Here is a 14,869-nt window from a genome sequence, read left to right as displayed (position 1 = left end):
AACGGAACTACGGGGTCGGGGAAGGGGGATCGTGCGGTTCGCGCGGGGCGTGCCCCTGTGGCGCCTGCTCGCGCAGCCGGCGCACCTGTTCGGCGTCGACCAGGGTGGACGGGTCGCGCTGCAGATCGCCGAAGCGGGCCACGTAGCGGCCACGCACCCAGGCCAGCAGGAAGGCCAGCGCCGCCAGCAGCGCCAGCGACATCAGCCCCATGTGCGGGGTCTTCAGGGCGAAGGCGAAGCAGCCCAGCGCCAGCAGCAGGTACAGCCAGTACATGTGCGATCTCCCGCAGGTCAGGCGGCAGTGTAGCGCTGCGTTACAGCAGCGGCGAGGCCAGCCGCGCGAACGCCTCGGGCAGGCGGTGCAGCCACAGCGAACGGGCCGCCCGGTCCTGCACACGGCAGGAGCGGTCGAATTCGGCCTGCAGCAGCTCGGCCAGCGCAGCCACCCGGTCGCGGTCGCTGATCATCATCGACAGCTCGAAATTCAGGCGGAAGCTGCGGTGGTCGAAGTTGGCGCTGCCGACGATGCAGACATCATCGTCGGCAATGAAGGCCTTGGTGTGCAGCATGCGCGGGCCGTATTCGTAGATCTTCACCCCGGCATGCAGCAGTTCGTCGAAGTACGAGCGCGCGGCCTGGGTGACGAACCAGGAATCGCTCATCTTCGGCACCAGCAGGCGCACGTCCAGCCCGCCCAGTGCGGCCGAGGTCAACGCCATGCGCGCCGCTTCGCCGGGCACGAAGTAGGGCGTGACCAGCCAGACCCGTTCGCGCGCTTCCTGGATGGCCGCCACATGCAGGCGGTGGATGGTTTCCCAGCCCGAATCGGGGCCGGATACCAGCACCTGTGCATCGATGCTGCCATCGCCACGCAGCGGCATGTCGGCCGGCCACAGCCGCGCGATGTCGAAGCGCGAGGGTTCCTGGCCGCTGGCGTACAGCCAGTCTTCCACGAACACCAGCTGCAGGCTGCGCACCACGTGGCCGGCAATGCGCATGTGCAGATCGCGGTAGGCGTTGGGGTTGCGGCTCTCGTCTTCTTCGTCGGTGATGTTGATGCCACCGGTGAAGGCCAGGCGACCATCCACCAGCACAAGCTTGCGGTGCGTGCGCAGGTTCAACCACGGCCGTTTGAAGGGTTTCAGCAGCTGCCGCGGATGGAACCAGATGGCCTCGCCGCCGGCATCCAGCAGCGGCTGCAGGAAGCGCCGCGGCAACGACGACGAGCCCACCGCATCGAGCAGCAGGCGCACCTGCACGCCGGCCCGTGCACGTTCCACCAGGGCATCGCGCAGCGCGGTACCGGCATGGTCGGGGCTGAAGATGTAGTACTCCAGGTGCACGTGGTCGCGCGCCTCGGCAATGGCCTGCAGCAGGGCGGCATAGGTGGCCGCGCCATCCACCAGCCAGGTCACTTCGGTGGCGGTGCTGGGCGCCAGGCCGGTGGTCGCCTGGGCCACCTTGGCCAGTTCGGTGCAGCCGGCATCGGGCGGACAGACATCGCTGTAGTGCTCCATGCCCGAGCGCGCGCGGCCACGGCGCAGGCGCTGCCGTTTCACCTTCTGTGGGCCCAGCAGGTAGTAGATGAAGAGGCCCAGGTAGGGCAGCAGGGCCAGCGACAGGATCCAGCTGAGCGTGGCGACCGGTTCGCGCTTCTGCAGCATGATCCAGCCGGCCAGTGCCAGCAGGTAGAGCAGGTAGGCCACGGCCAGGATCGTGCCCAGATGGGCGATGCCATCGAGCCAGACGCGCAGGGAATCGAAGAGGGCGAGCATGCGCCGATGATAGCGGGCGGATGCGTGGTGATGGGGTCAGAGCCCCCGGGGTCGGATCCCTTCCCGCAGGGAAGGGCTCTGACCCCACCCCCGAGCAAAAAAAAAGACGCCCCTGTCTCCAGGGGCGTCTGCAGTCGCGTCATGACTGTTGTGCTGCGGTATTGCGTATTACTGCTGCACGAAGCCGATCTTCTTCATCTGAGCATTCTTCGCGGCGGCCAGAACCTTGGCCATCACGTCGTACTCGGAATCCGGGCTTGCATCGATCCGCAGTTCCGGCTGGTTGGTCGGGTCACGCTGGACCTCCTGTTCCATCCGCTGCTGCAGCTCGTGCGTGCTGATCGGGCTGTTGTTCCACGAGACCTGGTTGCTGGCGTCGATCTTCAGTTCGATCGGCGGCGGCGGTTCGACCAGCTGCGGCGGTGGGTTGAGCACGCGCTGCGGCAGGTCCACGGCGATCGGGTACGTCATGATCGGCGCGGTCACGATGAAGATGATCAGCAGAACCAACATCACGTCCACCAGGGGCGTCACGTTGATGTCAGCCATGGGGCCTTTGCCACCACCACTACTGAATGCCATGGCTTATTGCCCCTTTTCTTTGGTAGCGACGAAGCCGACGTCCAGCATGCCCTGTTCCTGAGCGACCTTGGTCATCTCGTTGATGACACGCATCTTGGTGGTGCGGTCACCACGCAGGTTCAGCGGCGGCTGCGGGGTCTGCTGGGCGGCGGTCGCCAGGCGCGACTCGAGAGTCTGCTTGTCGATTTCCTCGTCGTTCCAGTAGATCGAACCGTCTTCCTTGACTGCCAGGGTGATGGGGCCCTTGCGGTCGTTGGTGTCGTCCGGCTTCTGGACCAGATTGGCCTCCGGCAGATCCACCTTGACCTTGTGGGACATCAGGGGCGCCGTGATGATGAAGATGATCAGCAGCACCAGCATCACGTCCACGAGGGGCGTAACGTTGATGTCGGCCATGGGGCCGCCGCTGTTACCACTACTGAAAGCCATAACGGGCTCCGTCTAGATCGTGTTGACTACGTTCTCGCTGGGTACAGCGCGTCGCAATTAGCGGACGCGCGAACCGGTGGCGAAGAAGTCGTGCAGGTCGTGCGCGAAGGTATCGAACTTGCTGATGGTCGCGCTGTTGATCTTGCTGAAGAAGTTGAAGGCGAACACGGCCGGGATTGCGACGAACAGACCGATGGCGGTCATGATCAGCGCTTCACCCACCGGGCCGGCAACGGCGTCGATCGAAGCGGAGCCGGTGGCACCGATCTTGATCAGCGCGCCGTAGATGCCCCACACGGTACCCAGCAGACCGACGAACGGAGCGGTTGCACCGACGGTGGCCAGCAGGGTCATGCCCGACTGCAGCTTGTTGCTTTCGCGGGTGACGGCCTGGCGCAGGGCGCGGTCGACGAACTCCGAACGGCTCAGGTTTTCACCCAGGCCACCGGTGGCGCCGCCTTCAGCGCGCTGGTGGTGGGCAGCAGCCTGCGCAGCATCCAGAGCGATCTTCGAGAACGGCTCCGAAGCCGGCTGTTCTTCCATCGCACGGATGGCGTCCTGTGCGTTCGGGGTATCCCAGAACAGGCTGACGACGCGGTCAGCAGCGCTCTTCAGGCGGGTAGCGCGGAAGATGTTGATGACGGTCCAGTACCAGGACATGGCCGACATGACGACCAGGGTCAGCAGCACGACCCAGGAAACGGCGAAATCACCCGGCTTGGTGGTCATTTCGTGGATCAGGTGCTCGAAGCCCATCTGCGACAGGGCGTTGGACGGATTGCCCCCGGCAGCAGCGGCGATGAAAATTTCCTGCAGCATGACGCTTACCTTTGTTGTGTGTGGTGATAAAGGGTGTAGCTAAGCTAGACAATCGAACCGGAGGAGGGGTGGCCGGCGGCCACCCGCTCGCATCAGTTCAGCGCAAAGTTGACCGGGACGCGGACGCGACCAGCAGCCTTCTTACCGCCAGATTCAGCGGCGTTGAAACGCCACTTGCGCGCGGCTTCCATCGCAGCACGGTCCAGGTCGCGGTTACGGCTGGACTTTTCCACCGTGACATTGGTGACGTTGCCCTGGGCATCGACATCAATGATCAGGATCACTTCGCCCTGGATACCAGCGCGGAAAGCGGCCGGCGGGTAGCGCGGCGGATTCATGGCCTTCGACGAGATGTCGACGCTGGCCTCGATCGACGCCGGCGGTGCCGGCGGCGCCGGAGGCGACGGCGGGGTGACGATATCGTTCGGGCGCGGTTCCGGCACGTCGACGACCGGCGCCTGCGGCGGCGGCGGGACGGGCGACGGCTTCGGCGGCGACAGATTCTTCACCGGCGGCGGCGGAGTATCCTGCGGCGGCGGCGGCGGCGGCGGCGGCGGCGGTGGCGGCGGCGCGTCGACGATGGTCACCATGACGTTGCGCTCCTTCTCAGCCACGGCCTTGGGGGCCACAGCGGGGATCAGGAGCATCATGAAGGCGGCCAGATGCAGGGCGATTACAAACGCGATGCCGACGATGCGAGGCCAGCTCAGCCCCTTGTCATCGGGTTGTTCGTACCGGTGAACGACTAGTTGTTCCGTCATGCGCCAAGAGCTCAATAGTGGGGCCGGAGTCCCGGGGGGCGGGATCCCTGATCAGCGGTGCATGACACCGCAGGAACCTCCAAGCTTATACCAATCCTGAGCGCCTGCGCATTAATCTCGCAGGCGTTCAGGCGTTATTCCTACTTACTTCAGGTTGATGATTTTCTTGGCATCAGCCTGGTTCTTCACGCCCTTCGCCAGCGCCTGCTGGGCGGCCTGCTTGGCCTCCGGAACGCGACCTTCGGCATGCAGGACGCGTGCCAGGTTCAGGTAGGTCTCACCGTCCTTGGACAGCGGGGCAGCCTTCTGCCACGCCTCGATCGCCTGCGGCACCTGGTCGGAGTAGTAGTAGGACTGGGCCAGGGCCAGGTAAACCTGGTAATCCGGCTTCAGGATGCCCTTCTGCAACCCTTCGTTGATGACCGCGATGACGTCCTTTTCCTTGTTCTCGGTGTTGGCATAGATCGAGTACAGCTGCTTGTACTCGCGCTCTTCGGTGAGCTGGCCGCTGCTGCGCAGCTTGTCCATCACCGCGGCGGCCTTGGGCATCTGGTCGGCCTGCATGTACATGTTGGCCAGGTTCAGCTGCGCCTTCTTGTCGTTCGGGTTCTTCGCTGCCAGCGCCTCGGCGGTCTTCACCGCTTCACCGGTCTGGCCGGCTTCGGACAGGGCCGCCATCAGCAGCTGGTTCCAGTTGTCCTTCGGCTCGGTGGCGCCGGCGATGGCCTGCTGCAGCACCGGGATGGCTTCCTGGTAGCGCTCCAGCTGGTACAGCGCCTGGCCCTTGGCGATCAGCTCTTCCGGCTTGTTCGACTTGCTCTCGGCGAAGTACTTGTCCAGCGTGGCCAGGCCTTCGGCGGTCTGGTCTTCCTGCAGCTGCAGCTGGCCCAGCATCAGCATGGCCTGGAAGTGGCCGTTGTTGTCCAGGCCGTTCAGCTGCAGCGCCTGCTTGAGGTAGGTGATCGCGCCGGCGGTGTCGTCGGTCTGGTAGGCGGCCTGCGAAGCCAGCTGCGCAGCCAGCGACTTGTCGTAGTTGTTCGACGCGCTGTTGCCCAGGATCTCACCGGCAACCTGCAGGGTCTCCGGGAACTTCTGATCGTTGTAGTTGTCAATCAGCTTCTGCAGCTTGCTGCCCATCTTCGAGGACGCCTTTTCCTTCGGCTCCTCACGGGTGGCGTTCGGGTACAGGACTTCGGCCTTGGCCTGCTTGCCGCCGCGGTTGCCACGCTCGGACGAACGCGAGGACTGCGCGAACGCATCGGTGACCACGGCGCCGGTCAGGGCAGTGGCGATCAGGACGGAAAGCACAGCTTTGTGGTTACGGAAAATCATCGTTCACCTCGATCGAACCGCCCGGAGCGGCAAAGTCGGACTGTCAGAAAAATCTGAGCCGCCAAACGTATCAGAAACGGATGGCATGAGAAATCGTTTTATGTGCTGCAGTACAGCATGAATCTGCGCACTCACCCACACTTTGGCCGGCGACCGGCCGCCTGGGCTTGCTGGTAAACCGGCGCCAGGGCAGGGGCGTCACGCTGCAGTTCGCGGATACGGTTGGCCGGATCGGGGTGGGTGGACAGCCATTGCGGGCTGCGTCCGCCACTGGCGGCCATCATGTTCTGCCACAGATCCACGGCCTGGGCGGGGTTGAAACCGGCCTGGGCCATCAGCCGCTGGCCGATCACATCGGCCTCGCTTTCCTGGGTACGTGAGCCTGGCAGCAGGAAGGCCGCCTGCGCGCCCATGCCGCCCAGCTGGTTCACCGTGCTGGCCGCGCCATCGCCGCCGTAGGCACCGGCCAGCGCCCCCAGCACTGCCAGGCCGGTCTGCGCGCCCATCTGTCGGGTGATGCGCTCTTCGTGGTGGCGGGCAATCACATGGCCGATCTCGTGGCCGATGACCGCCGCCAGCTGGTCCTGGTTCTTGGCCACGGTGAAGATGCCGCTGTTCACCCCCACCTTGCCGCCGGGCAGGGCAAAGGCGTTGGGTTCCTTGTCGACGAACACCGCCGTTTCCCACCGTACGCCACGGTATTGATCGGGAAGCTGGGCCACCAGCGCATTGACCACGCACTGCACGTAGCCGTTCTGGCGGCCGTCGGTGCTGATCTTTTCCTTCTGCTTGGTTTCGGCGAACGCCTGCGCACCCAGCTGGTCCAGCTGGGCCTGCGACACGCCGCCCACCATCTGCCGGCGGCCGGTGGGCGAGGTGGTGGTCGCGCACGCGGCCACCAGCGACGTAATGAGCAGGGCGAGCAGCAGTGATTTCATGGAATCCCCCGTGTTCATGCAGGCAGTGTGTACCGCGCCTGCTTAATCTTTCGTCAAGCGCGCGTGGCCTTACGTGGCGCCGAAGAACACCAGTGCCGCCAGCGCCACGGCGTTGTTCAGGCCGTGCGCGGCAATGGCGGCCCACAGCGTGCCGGTGCGCTTGTACAGCCAGCAGAACGCCGCGCCCATGCCGCCGTAGACCAGCCACAGCTGGGCGATCTCGGCCGGACCGTTGGCGCTGGTTCCGGGAATTTCATGGATCAGGGCGAAGGCCAGGCTGCTGAGCAGCATGCCCAGCCAGGGCCGGCCGGCCTGCCACAGGCGCCCGAACAGCACGCGGCGGAACAGCAGTTCTTCGTAGGCCGGCGCCAGCACCACCGCAAACAGCACCAGGAACACCGGGAACTGGGCAATGGCGTTCTGCATCAGGTGCAGGTTGGTGGGCACCGGTTCCACGCCCAGCTGCTTGGCCAGGAACGCGATGCCGTTGCTGCCGATCACGATCAGGGTGGCCACCAGCAGCGTCCAGCCCCAGGTCGCGGGGCGGCGCAGTGCCTGCAGGGAACGCTGGCGTTCGGCGGCGTTGGCCGGCCGGCGCCAGAAATAGACCAGCAACGCGGCGCCACCGGTGGCCACCAGCGCCATCACCACCTGTGCCAGGGCACCGGGTTGGCCGAGCTGGGCGGCCAGTGCGCCGGCATCGGCGGCTTCGCCACCGGCGTTGGCATTGGCCACGCTGATCGCCACGGTACGCGTCAGGCCCCAGACCATGCCGCTGATCAGGCTGAGCCCGAACAGCGCTACCACGGCAATGCCCAGATCGATGAAGAAGCCGGCCAGCGGCGAGGAGGCGCGGGGCGCGGCGGATGCCGGGGGAACCGGCGGCGGTGCGGAAACCGGAGCGGAAGCAGACATCGGGTACCTGTGGTCAAGGGACGACGGCCGGCGCGCCTCCCCCGCGCACCGGCCAGCAGTCGAGTGTGTCAGATATCCAGGTTGGCGACCTTCAACGCGTTGTCTTCGATGAAGTCACGACGCGGTTCGACCACATCGCCCATCAGGGTGCTGAAGATCTGGTCAGCCGCGACCGCGTCCTCGATGCGTACCTGCAGCAGGCGGCGGGTATCGGGGTTCACCGTGGTATCCCACAGCTGTTCCGGGTTCATTTCACCCAGGCCCTTGAAGCGCTGGATCTGGCGGCCGCGCTTGGCTTCGTCCAGCAGCCAGTTCTGTGCCTTGGCGAAGCTGTCCACTTCAATGGACTTGGCACCGCGGGCAATGGTGGCACCGTCGCGCACCAGACCGTGCAGCAGCTTGGCGGCCTGATGGATGGCGCGCAGTTCGCCGCTTTCAAAGGCCGACAGCGGCAGCACCTGCAGGTGTTCCTCGCCCATGTGGCGGCGGGTGACCAGCACAGCGGCGGAGCGCTCTTCGGTGGCGTCCTGCAGTTCCAGGGTGAAACGCGGGCTGCCCAGGCTGCCCTGGTTGAGCTGCTTGGCCAGTGCGTCCAGACCTTCGCCGGCCGGCGCATTGCGCAGGCTTTCCAGATCCATCGGCACGAAATCGACCAGTGCTTCCAGCAGCAGGCGATCGTAGCGGTGCGCGTTGCGGGCGATCGCATCCTGCGCGCCGGCGTAGGCCAGCAGCAGCTTTTCCAGCGCCACGCCTTCGATGCCGGGTTCGCCGGACGCCGGCACCAGCGAGGCGTTTTCCACCGCGCTGCTGGCCAGGTAGCTGTCCAGCGCCGGATCGTCCTTCAGGTACAGCTCGGTCTTGCCCTGCTTGATCTTGTACAGCGGCGGCAGGCCGATGTAGACGTAACCGCGCTCGATCAGCTCCGGCATCTGACGGTAGAAGAACGTCAGCAGCAGGGTGCGGATGTGCGCGCCGTCGACGTCGGCGTCGGTCATGATGATGATCTTGTGGTAACGCAGCTTGTCCGGGTTGTACTCGTCGCGGCCGATGCCGGTGCCCAGCGCGGTGATCAGCGTACCGACCTGGTCGGAGGACAGCATGCGGTCGAAGCGTGCGCGTTCCACGTTGAGGATCTTGCCGCGCAGCGGCAGCACGGCCTGGTTCTTGCGGTTGCGGCCCTGCTTGGCCGAACCACCTGCCGAGTCACCCTCGACGATGAACAGTTCGGACAGCGCCGGATCCTTTTCCTGGCAATCGGCCAGCTTGCCCGGCAGGCCGGCGATATCCAGCGCGCCCTTGCGGCGGGTCAGGTCGCGGGCCTTGCGGGCCGCTTCACGTGCGCGCGCGGCATCGACGATCTTGCCGGCGATGGCCTTGGCTTCGTTCGGGTTTTCCTGCAGGAACTCTTCCAGGCGCGCACCGAAGGCGTTTTCCACCGCCGGACGCACGTCGGAGCTGACCAGCTTTTCCTTGGTCTGGCTGGAGAAGCTGGGATCGGGCACCTTCACCGACAGCACGGCAATCATGCCTTCGCGCATGTCGTCGCCGGTCAGGTTGATCTTGGCCTGCTTGGCGATGCCGTTCTGCTCGATGTAGTTGTTGAGCACACGGGTCAACGCGCCGCGGAAGCCGGCCAGGTGGGTACCGCCGTCCTTCTGCGGGATGTTGTTGGTGAAGCAGTACATCGTCTCCTGGTAGGAGTCGGTCCACTGCAGCGCCACGTCCACCACGATGTTGTTGTGCTCGCCGGTAACGGCGATGACGTTCGGGTGCAGCGGGGTCTTCAGCTGGGCCAGATGCTCCACGAAGCTGCGGATGCCGCCTTCGTAGTGGAAATCATCGCGGCGGCCGTCGCCACGCTCGTCGGCCAGCACGATCTTGACGCCCGAGTTGAGGAACGACAGTTCGCGCAGGCGGCGGGCCAGGATGTCGTAGTGGAATTCCACGTTGTTGTGGAACGCCACCACCGACGGCCAGAAGCGCACGGTAGTACCGCGCTTGGTGGTCGGGCCCAGCTGCTTCAGCGCCGTCACTGCGGCGCCATCGCTGAATTCCTGCTGGTAATGGAAGCCGTTCTGGAACACGTCCACCAGCAGCTTCTGCGACAGCGCGTTGACCACGCTGACGCCCACGCCGTGCAGACCGCCGGACACCTTGTAGCTGTTGTCGTCGAACTTGCCGCCGGCGTGCAGCACCGTCATCACCACTTCCGCCGCCGACACTTCGCGGCCGAGCTTGGCGCTCATCTGCTCGTGCTTGCCGGTGGGGATGCCGCGGCCGTTGTCCGACACCGACACCGAGCCGTCGGCGTGGATCGTCACCGCGACGTGGTCGGCATGGCCGGCCAGCGCTTCGTCGATGGAGTTGTCGACAACCTCGAACACCATGTGGTGCAGACCGGTGCCGTCATGGACGTCGCCGATGTACATGCCAGGACGCTTGCGGACAGCCTCGAGCCCTTCCAGGGCGGTGATGCTGTTGGCGTCGTAGTTGCCGTTGTTTACCGGGGTGTTCTGTTCGTCGGTCATTGCGCTTGCCGTAGGCTCCGCAGGTCGGGCACCGCGTGGAGCGGTGCGCCGGGTAAGTAGGGGTACAGCGTGAATTATACCAGCCGGGCCTTGCGGGCCCTGATGTTGCCACTATGGCACAGCCACGATCCGTGCATGTTCCACGTGGAACCGGGTGATCTCGGGCAGATCCACCAGCGCCGCCGGCGTTTCGGTGGCGGTGACGAAGATCTGTGCCGGCCCCGCCAGCAAGCGCTGCAGCACGCGGGCTTGATGGGTGCGATCCAGCTCTGAGGCCAGGTCATCCAGCGCGATCACCGGCCATTCGCCACGCTGCTCGGCGTAGTCCTCGGCCTGTGCCATCAGGCAAGCCAGCGCCGTCAGCTTGGCCTGGCCACGGGACAAGGCATCGCGACCGGGAATACTGTGGAAATCCACGCTCCAGTCGGCGCGATGTGGGCCCACCGAGGTGTAACCGGCCTGGCGATCGCGTTCGCGGGCCAGCAGGAGCGCATCGGCCAGCGGCAGTTCGTGCCGGCGCCAACCGGGGCTGAGATTCAGGCCTTGGATGCCCAGCTGCGGTGCAAGTTCCGACGCCAGGGCAATCGTCCGCTCCTGCAGCCGCTCCAGGTAGTGCTGGCGCCGGCTGGTCAGCGGTTCGCCGGCTTCGGTCAGCTCGTGGTCCCACGTGTCCAGCATCCGCGAGGGCCCGCCTTGCTTCAACAGCGCATTGCGCTGCTTCAGTGCACGGGAGTAGCGGCGCCACAGCGAAAGAAAGTCTGGTTCCACGTGGAACAGACCCCAATCCAGGAAGCGCCGACGCGGTTCACCGCCCCCGCTGACCAGGGCGTGGCTGCCGGGTTCGAACGTCACGACCGCCAGGGCCGCGCAGAGATTCCCGAGCTGGGCCACATCCTCGCCATCCAGGCGGCCTTTCCATTCCTGCCCGCTGTGACGCAGGCCGGCCTTGCGGCGGTGGGGCGGATGGCTGGAACGCTGTTCGTCCCATTCGACGAAGATTTCCAGCGCTTCCTGGCCTTGGCGGACCAGTCCGTCGCGCACGCGCCCGCGGAAGCTGCGGCCATAGGCCATCAGGTGCAGCGCTTCCAGCACACTGGTCTTGCCCGCACCGTTATCGCCGGTCAACAGGTTCAGGCCCGGCTGGGGCGACAGCTCCACGGCACTGAAGCGGCGCAGTTGGTTCAGGGCGAGGCGGCGGATCAGCATGGGACGCGGGGGACCAGCCGCTCGGGGCGGCAACAGGGCAGGGATTCCATCAGCTTACTGCATCGGTCAAGCCCGGCACCGCGTTGCGGGGCATGGCGGGCGACGGCAACACGCGCTCCGGACACCGCATGGGTTCCACGTGCCGCGCTGCCGATTGCTGCCCTCGCCGGCCGCTGGAACCGCGTGGATTTCTTGAAATCTGCGGGCCTTGGCAGGGCCGGCATGAGCAGAATTCAACAGATTTTCGCCTTCGCCAGGCGCTGCCGCGCAGCGCGGTGCAGGACAGCGGGCAAGCCACTGCGTTGATTGCTTGAAATCTGAGGGGCAGAGCAGCCGAGGGTTCCACAGATTTCAAGAAATTCAGGTGCTGCGTTCCACGCTGTCCACAGCAGGTCTGTATGACTTATACACAAGGTATGGGCAATCTGTGGATAAAAATGCCACTTTTGACCGCTGGTAAAACTATCCACAGCTTCCCCCCCAGCCCCAGAGCCCGATATACAGGGGGTTTCAGGTGTATAAACCCCTTTAAAAACAACAATATAAGCATGTTTTCCACGAAATCTGGCTCTACCAGCACCACCATGCTTTAGATTTATACCCAGATTTAAAAGCTTGGGACGCCCTCGAGCGCAGGATTCCAGGCCTGTGGACAGTAGCGTCAGCAGATGCAGCTTCTCCTCGCCGAGTTGAGCTGCGAAGTCAGCGCAGACCCTCGGTCGAAGGAATCAACGGCTACCACCGAAACGATCTGCGTCCCCCATCGATGAAGGGCGCACTGTCATCCGTCTGTTCTCGGCAATGCTCCACGTGGAACAAAAAAAACGCCCGGATCTCCCGGGCGTTTTCTTGTTTCACGTGGAACAACGCAAGCGTCAGAGACGCAGCGGCATCACCACGTGGCGCGACTTCTCGCTGCTGGATTCACGCACCAGCGCCGAGGAGTTGGAATCGCGCAGCTGGATGATGACTTCCTCGTCGCGCAGGGCGGACAGGGCATCCAGCAGGTAGTTCACGTTGAAGCCGATGGCCAGGTCGCTGACCGTGGTGTCGGCTTCGATCTCTTCCTGGGCTTCTTCCTGCTCGGGGTTGTGCGCGCTGATCTTCAGGTTGCCCGGCGAGACTTCCACGCGGATGCCGCGGTACTTCTCGTTGGACAGGATCGCGGCGCGCTGCAGCGAGGCACGCAGCGCTTCACGGTCCACCTTCACTTCGCGATCGGCGCCAATCGGGATCACCGCTTCGTAATCCGGGAAGCGGCCGTCGATCAGCTTCGAGGTGAAGGTGACATCGTCGCGCTTCACGCGCACGTGGCTGCGGCCGACTTCCAGCTCGATCTCGCGATCGCCGCTTTCCAGCAGACGCTGCAGTTCGGTCACGCCCTTGCGCGGCACGATGATCTGGCGCTTGGAACCGCTGGGCTTGGCCAGATCGGTTTCACACAGGGCCAGGCGGTGGCCGTCGGTGGCCACGGTCCGCAGGGCATCGCCGCGCAGATCGAACAACAGGCCGTTGAGGTAGTAGCGCACGTCCTGCTGGGCCATCGCGAACGCGGTGCGTTCGATCAGTTCCTTCAGGGTCGCTTCGCCAATGGCCACGCGCTCGGTGGCTTCCACTTCGTCCACCGACGGGAAGTCGTTGGAGGGCAGGGTGGCCAGGGTGAAGCGGCTGCGACCGGCCTGCACGGTGATCTTGTCACCGGTCTGCGAGACGGTGATCCGGCTGCCGTCGGGCAGGGCGCGGATGATCTCGAACAGCTTGCGGGCGGGAATGGTGGTTTCGCCGTCCTGGGCATCTTCAACCGCGATCCGCGACACCATCTCCACTTCCAGGTCGGTACCGGTCAGCGACAGCTGGCCGTTCTGCACCTGGACCAGGAAATTGGCCAGAACCGGAAGGGTCTGGCGGCGTTCGACCACGTTGACGACCTGTGCCAACGGCTTGAGAAAGGCTTCGCGCTGCAGTGTGAAACGCATGTGGTTCCGTGCCCCTATGCTTTAAAAAAATGTGGAATAAATCAAAAGCTTGGTGGTGCTGGTAGAGACAGAATTGCTGGAAAACAACCCTAAGTCTTTGTAATTAAAGAGTTTTCAGACCGCGAAACCCTCTGCATTACCGACCCCCAAGGGGTGGGGAAAGCTGTGGATAAATCTGCAGCGATTTCAAACCGCTTTTTTATCCACAACTCATCCCGCGCTTGCTACCGGATTCTGCACCGTTTTGTGCGATGACGCCTTATCGGCGTCGGTGCATCATTCGCTCAGCTTCCGGATCAGCTTGTCCCAGTCCTCGCGGAGCTTGCCGTCGGTTTCCATCAGGGTGCGGATCTGACGGCAGGCGTGCAGCACCGTGGTGTGATCGCGACCGGCAAAGGCGTCGCCGATCTCGGGCAGGCTGTGTTCGGTCAGTTCCTTGGTCAGGGCCATGGCGACCTGACGCGGGCGGGCCAGCGAACGGGTCCGGCGCTTGGACAGCAGATCCTTGATCTGCAGCCCGTAGTAGTCGGCCACGGTTTTCTGGATGTTGGGAATGCTGATCGCCTGCTGCTGGGCGCGCAGCAGATCGCGCAGGGTTTCCTGGGCGAATTCGGTGGTGATCGCGCGGCCGGTGAAATTGGCGCGGGCGGTCAGGGTATTGAGCGCACCTTCCAGGTCGCGCACGTTGGAGCGCATCTTCTTGGCAATCAGGAACGCAACATCATCGGGAATCTCCGCGCCGCGCTCGCGTGCCTTGGCCAGCACGATCGCTGCGCGCGTCTCGAAGTCCGGCGGTTCGATCGCGACGGACAGGCCCCAGGCAAGCCGCGACTTCAGGCGCGCTTCCAGGCCTTCCACTTCGCGCGGGTACCGGTCGCAGGTCAGGATGATCTGCTGCTTGCCGTCGAACAGCGCGTTGAAGGTGTGGAAGAACTCTTCCTGGGTGCGGTCCTTGCCGGCGAAGAACTGGATGTCATCGATCAGCAGCGCGTCCACCTGCTGGAACTGGCGCTTGAACTGATCCATGGTCTTTTCCTGCAGGGCCCGGATCATCGCGCTGAAGAACTGTTCCGAACGCAGGTAGAGCACCTTCGCACCCGGATTGGCCTGGCGCATGGCATTGCCGGCGGCAAACATCAGGTGGGTCTTGCCCAGGCCGGTGCCCCCGTACAGCAGCAGCGGATTGTGCGCGCGGTCGCCCGGCTTCTGCGCCGCCTGGAACGCCGCGGCCAGACCCAGCTGGTTGCTGCGGCCTTCCACGAAGTTGGCAAACGTGTAGTGGTTGTCCAGGTTGCCGGCAAACGGCACCTGCGGTTCTGCAGCCACGGCCGCTGCCGGGCTTGAAACCGGCGCGTTCTGCGTGTCCGAGGGCCGCGGGCGCGAGCCGATTTCAAGAAAAACGTCGCTGAAACCGGCGAAATGGGCCAGCAGTTCGCGGATGCGCGGCAGGTACAGCTCGCGCACCTGGTCGACGATGAAGGCGTTCGGTGCATACAGCACCAGGCTGTCCACGCGCAGATCGGCCTGCAGTGGCTTCAACCAGGTGTGAACGTCTTCCGGCGGAAACTCCGCTTCGAGGCGTTCGAGACTTCGGGTCCAGGCATCCAT

At 64.6% G+C, this 14,869-nt stretch carries 13 protein-coding genes; all 13 read right to left on the bottom strand.

Going from position 1 to position 14,869, the window contains the following annotated elements; all coding sequences use genetic code 11:
- Window positions 1–7: 7 nt before the first annotated feature.
- The 13 genes from C1931_RS00065 to dnaA all read right to left on the bottom strand — a co-directional run bounded on the left by C1931_RS00065 (window position 8) and on the right by dnaA (window position 14,869).
- Window positions 8–274: a hypothetical protein gene (locus C1931_RS00065; protein ID WP_108754963.1), complete on the bottom strand. Its 267-nt coding sequence runs from the start codon at window positions 272–274 to the stop codon at window positions 8–10.
- 40 nt (window positions 275–314) lie between these two features.
- Window positions 315–1,775 carry a cardiolipin synthase gene (cls, locus tag C1931_RS00060; RefSeq protein ID WP_108754962.1) on the bottom strand — a complete coding sequence of 487 codons (1,461 nt, stop codon included), beginning with the start codon at window positions 1,773–1,775 and terminating at the stop codon, window positions 315–317.
- Between the two features lie 168 nt (window positions 1,776–1,943).
- The gene (locus C1931_RS00055; RefSeq protein ID WP_065200109.1) at window positions 1,944–2,357 is read right to left on the bottom strand and encodes a biopolymer transporter ExbD; all 414 of its coding nucleotides are present in this window, start codon (window positions 2,355–2,357) and stop codon (window positions 1,944–1,946) included.
- Between the two features lie 3 nt (window positions 2,358–2,360).
- The gene (locus C1931_RS00050; protein ID WP_025875550.1) at window positions 2,361–2,786 is read right to left on the bottom strand and encodes a biopolymer transporter ExbD; all 426 of its coding nucleotides are present in this window, start codon (window positions 2,784–2,786) and stop codon (window positions 2,361–2,363) included.
- Window positions 2,787–2,843: 57 nt separating this feature from the next.
- Window positions 2,844–3,605, bottom strand: coding sequence for a TonB-system energizer ExbB (gene exbB / locus C1931_RS00045; protein ID WP_108747910.1), 762 nt, complete (start codon window positions 3,603–3,605; stop codon window positions 2,844–2,846).
- A gap of 92 nt (window positions 3,606–3,697) precedes the next feature.
- The gene (locus C1931_RS00040) at window positions 3,698–4,255 is read right to left on the bottom strand and encodes an energy transducer TonB (RefSeq protein ID WP_199912020.1); all 558 of its coding nucleotides are present in this window, start codon (window positions 4,253–4,255) and stop codon (window positions 3,698–3,700) included.
- Window positions 4,256–4,510: 255 nt separating this feature from the next.
- A complete protein-coding gene (locus C1931_RS00035; protein ID WP_108747908.1) occupies window positions 4,511–5,698 on the bottom strand; it encodes a DUF4032 domain-containing protein in 1,188 nt (395 codons plus the stop codon).
- 131 nt (window positions 5,699–5,829) lie between these two features.
- The gene (locus C1931_RS00030; protein WP_108747907.1) at window positions 5,830–6,636 is read right to left on the bottom strand and encodes a M48 family metallopeptidase; all 807 of its coding nucleotides are present in this window, start codon (window positions 6,634–6,636) and stop codon (window positions 5,830–5,832) included.
- A 69-nt stretch (window positions 6,637–6,705) separates the two neighbouring features.
- Window positions 6,706–7,551, bottom strand: a complete 846-nt coding sequence (locus tag C1931_RS00025) for a CPBP family intramembrane glutamic endopeptidase (RefSeq protein ID WP_108754961.1) — start codon at window positions 7,549–7,551, stop codon at window positions 6,706–6,708.
- A gap of 68 nt (window positions 7,552–7,619) precedes the next feature.
- Window positions 7,620–10,079, bottom strand: coding sequence for a DNA topoisomerase (ATP-hydrolyzing) subunit B (gene gyrB / locus C1931_RS00020; RefSeq protein WP_108754960.1), 2,460 nt, complete (start codon window positions 10,077–10,079; stop codon window positions 7,620–7,622).
- A gap of 111 nt (window positions 10,080–10,190) precedes the next feature.
- A complete protein-coding gene (gene recF / locus C1931_RS00015) occupies window positions 10,191–11,285 on the bottom strand; it encodes a DNA replication/repair protein RecF (protein ID WP_108754959.1) in 1,095 nt (364 codons plus the stop codon).
- Between the two features lie 875 nt (window positions 11,286–12,160).
- Window positions 12,161–13,261 carry a DNA polymerase III subunit beta gene (gene dnaN / locus C1931_RS00010; protein WP_005411731.1) on the bottom strand — a complete coding sequence of 367 codons (1,101 nt, stop codon included), beginning with the start codon at window positions 13,259–13,261 and terminating at the stop codon, window positions 12,161–12,163.
- A gap of 276 nt (window positions 13,262–13,537) precedes the next feature.
- Window positions 13,538–14,869 carry a chromosomal replication initiator protein DnaA gene (gene dnaA, locus C1931_RS00005; RefSeq protein ID WP_108747903.1) on the bottom strand — a complete coding sequence of 444 codons (1,332 nt, stop codon included), beginning with the start codon at window positions 14,867–14,869 and terminating at the stop codon, window positions 13,538–13,540.

It is taken from the genome of Stenotrophomonas sp. YAU14A_MKIMI4_1 (assembly GCF_003086855.1).
GTDB lineage: Bacteria > Pseudomonadota > Gammaproteobacteria > Xanthomonadales > Xanthomonadaceae > Stenotrophomonas.
Note: the sequence above shows the minus strand (reverse complement) of the source record. Positions and strands in the feature narration are given on the sequence as shown.

Excerpts from the sequence above, each read along its gene's own strand:
- C1931_RS00065 (WP_108754963.1), bottom strand. The coding sequence starts at position 274 with ATGTACTGGCTGTACCTGCTGCTGGCGCTGGGCTGCTTCGCCTTCGCC.
- cls (WP_108754962.1), bottom strand. The coding sequence starts at position 1,775 with ATGCTCGCCCTCTTCGATTCCCTGCGCGTCTGGCTCGATGGCATCGCC.
- C1931_RS00030 (WP_108747907.1), bottom strand. The coding sequence starts at position 6,636 with ATGAAATCACTGCTGCTCGCCCTGCTCATTACGTCGCTGGTGGCCGCG.
- gyrB (WP_108754960.1), bottom strand. The coding sequence starts at position 10,079 with ATGACCGACGAACAGAACACCCCGGTAAACAACGGCAACTACGACGCC.
- recF (WP_108754959.1), bottom strand. The coding sequence starts at position 11,285 with ATGCTGATCCGCCGCCTCGCCCTGAACCAACTGCGCCGCTTCAGTGCC.
- C1931_RS00055 (WP_065200109.1), bottom strand. The coding sequence starts at position 2,357 with ATGGCATTCAGTAGTGGTGGTGGCAAAGGCCCCATGGCTGACATCAAC.
- dnaA (WP_108747903.1), bottom strand. The coding sequence starts at position 14,869 with ATGGATGCCTGGACCCGAAGTCTCGAACGCCTCGAAGCGGAGTTTCCG.
- C1931_RS00050 (WP_025875550.1), bottom strand. The coding sequence starts at position 2,786 with ATGGCTTTCAGTAGTGGTAACAGCGGCGGCCCCATGGCCGACATCAAC.
- C1931_RS00040 (WP_199912020.1), bottom strand. The coding sequence starts at position 4,255 with ATGATGCTCCTGATCCCCGCTGTGGCCCCCAAGGCCGTGGCTGAGAAG.
- dnaN (WP_005411731.1), bottom strand. The coding sequence starts at position 13,261 with ATGCGTTTCACACTGCAGCGCGAAGCCTTTCTCAAGCCGTTGGCACAG.
- exbB (WP_108747910.1), bottom strand. The coding sequence starts at position 3,605 with ATGCTGCAGGAAATTTTCATCGCCGCTGCTGCCGGGGGCAATCCGTCC.
- C1931_RS00025 (WP_108754961.1), bottom strand. The coding sequence starts at position 7,551 with ATGTCTGCTTCCGCTCCGGTTTCCGCACCGCCGCCGGTTCCCCCGGCA.
- C1931_RS00035 (WP_108747908.1), bottom strand. The coding sequence starts at position 5,698 with ATGATTTTCCGTAACCACAAAGCTGTGCTTTCCGTCCTGATCGCCACT.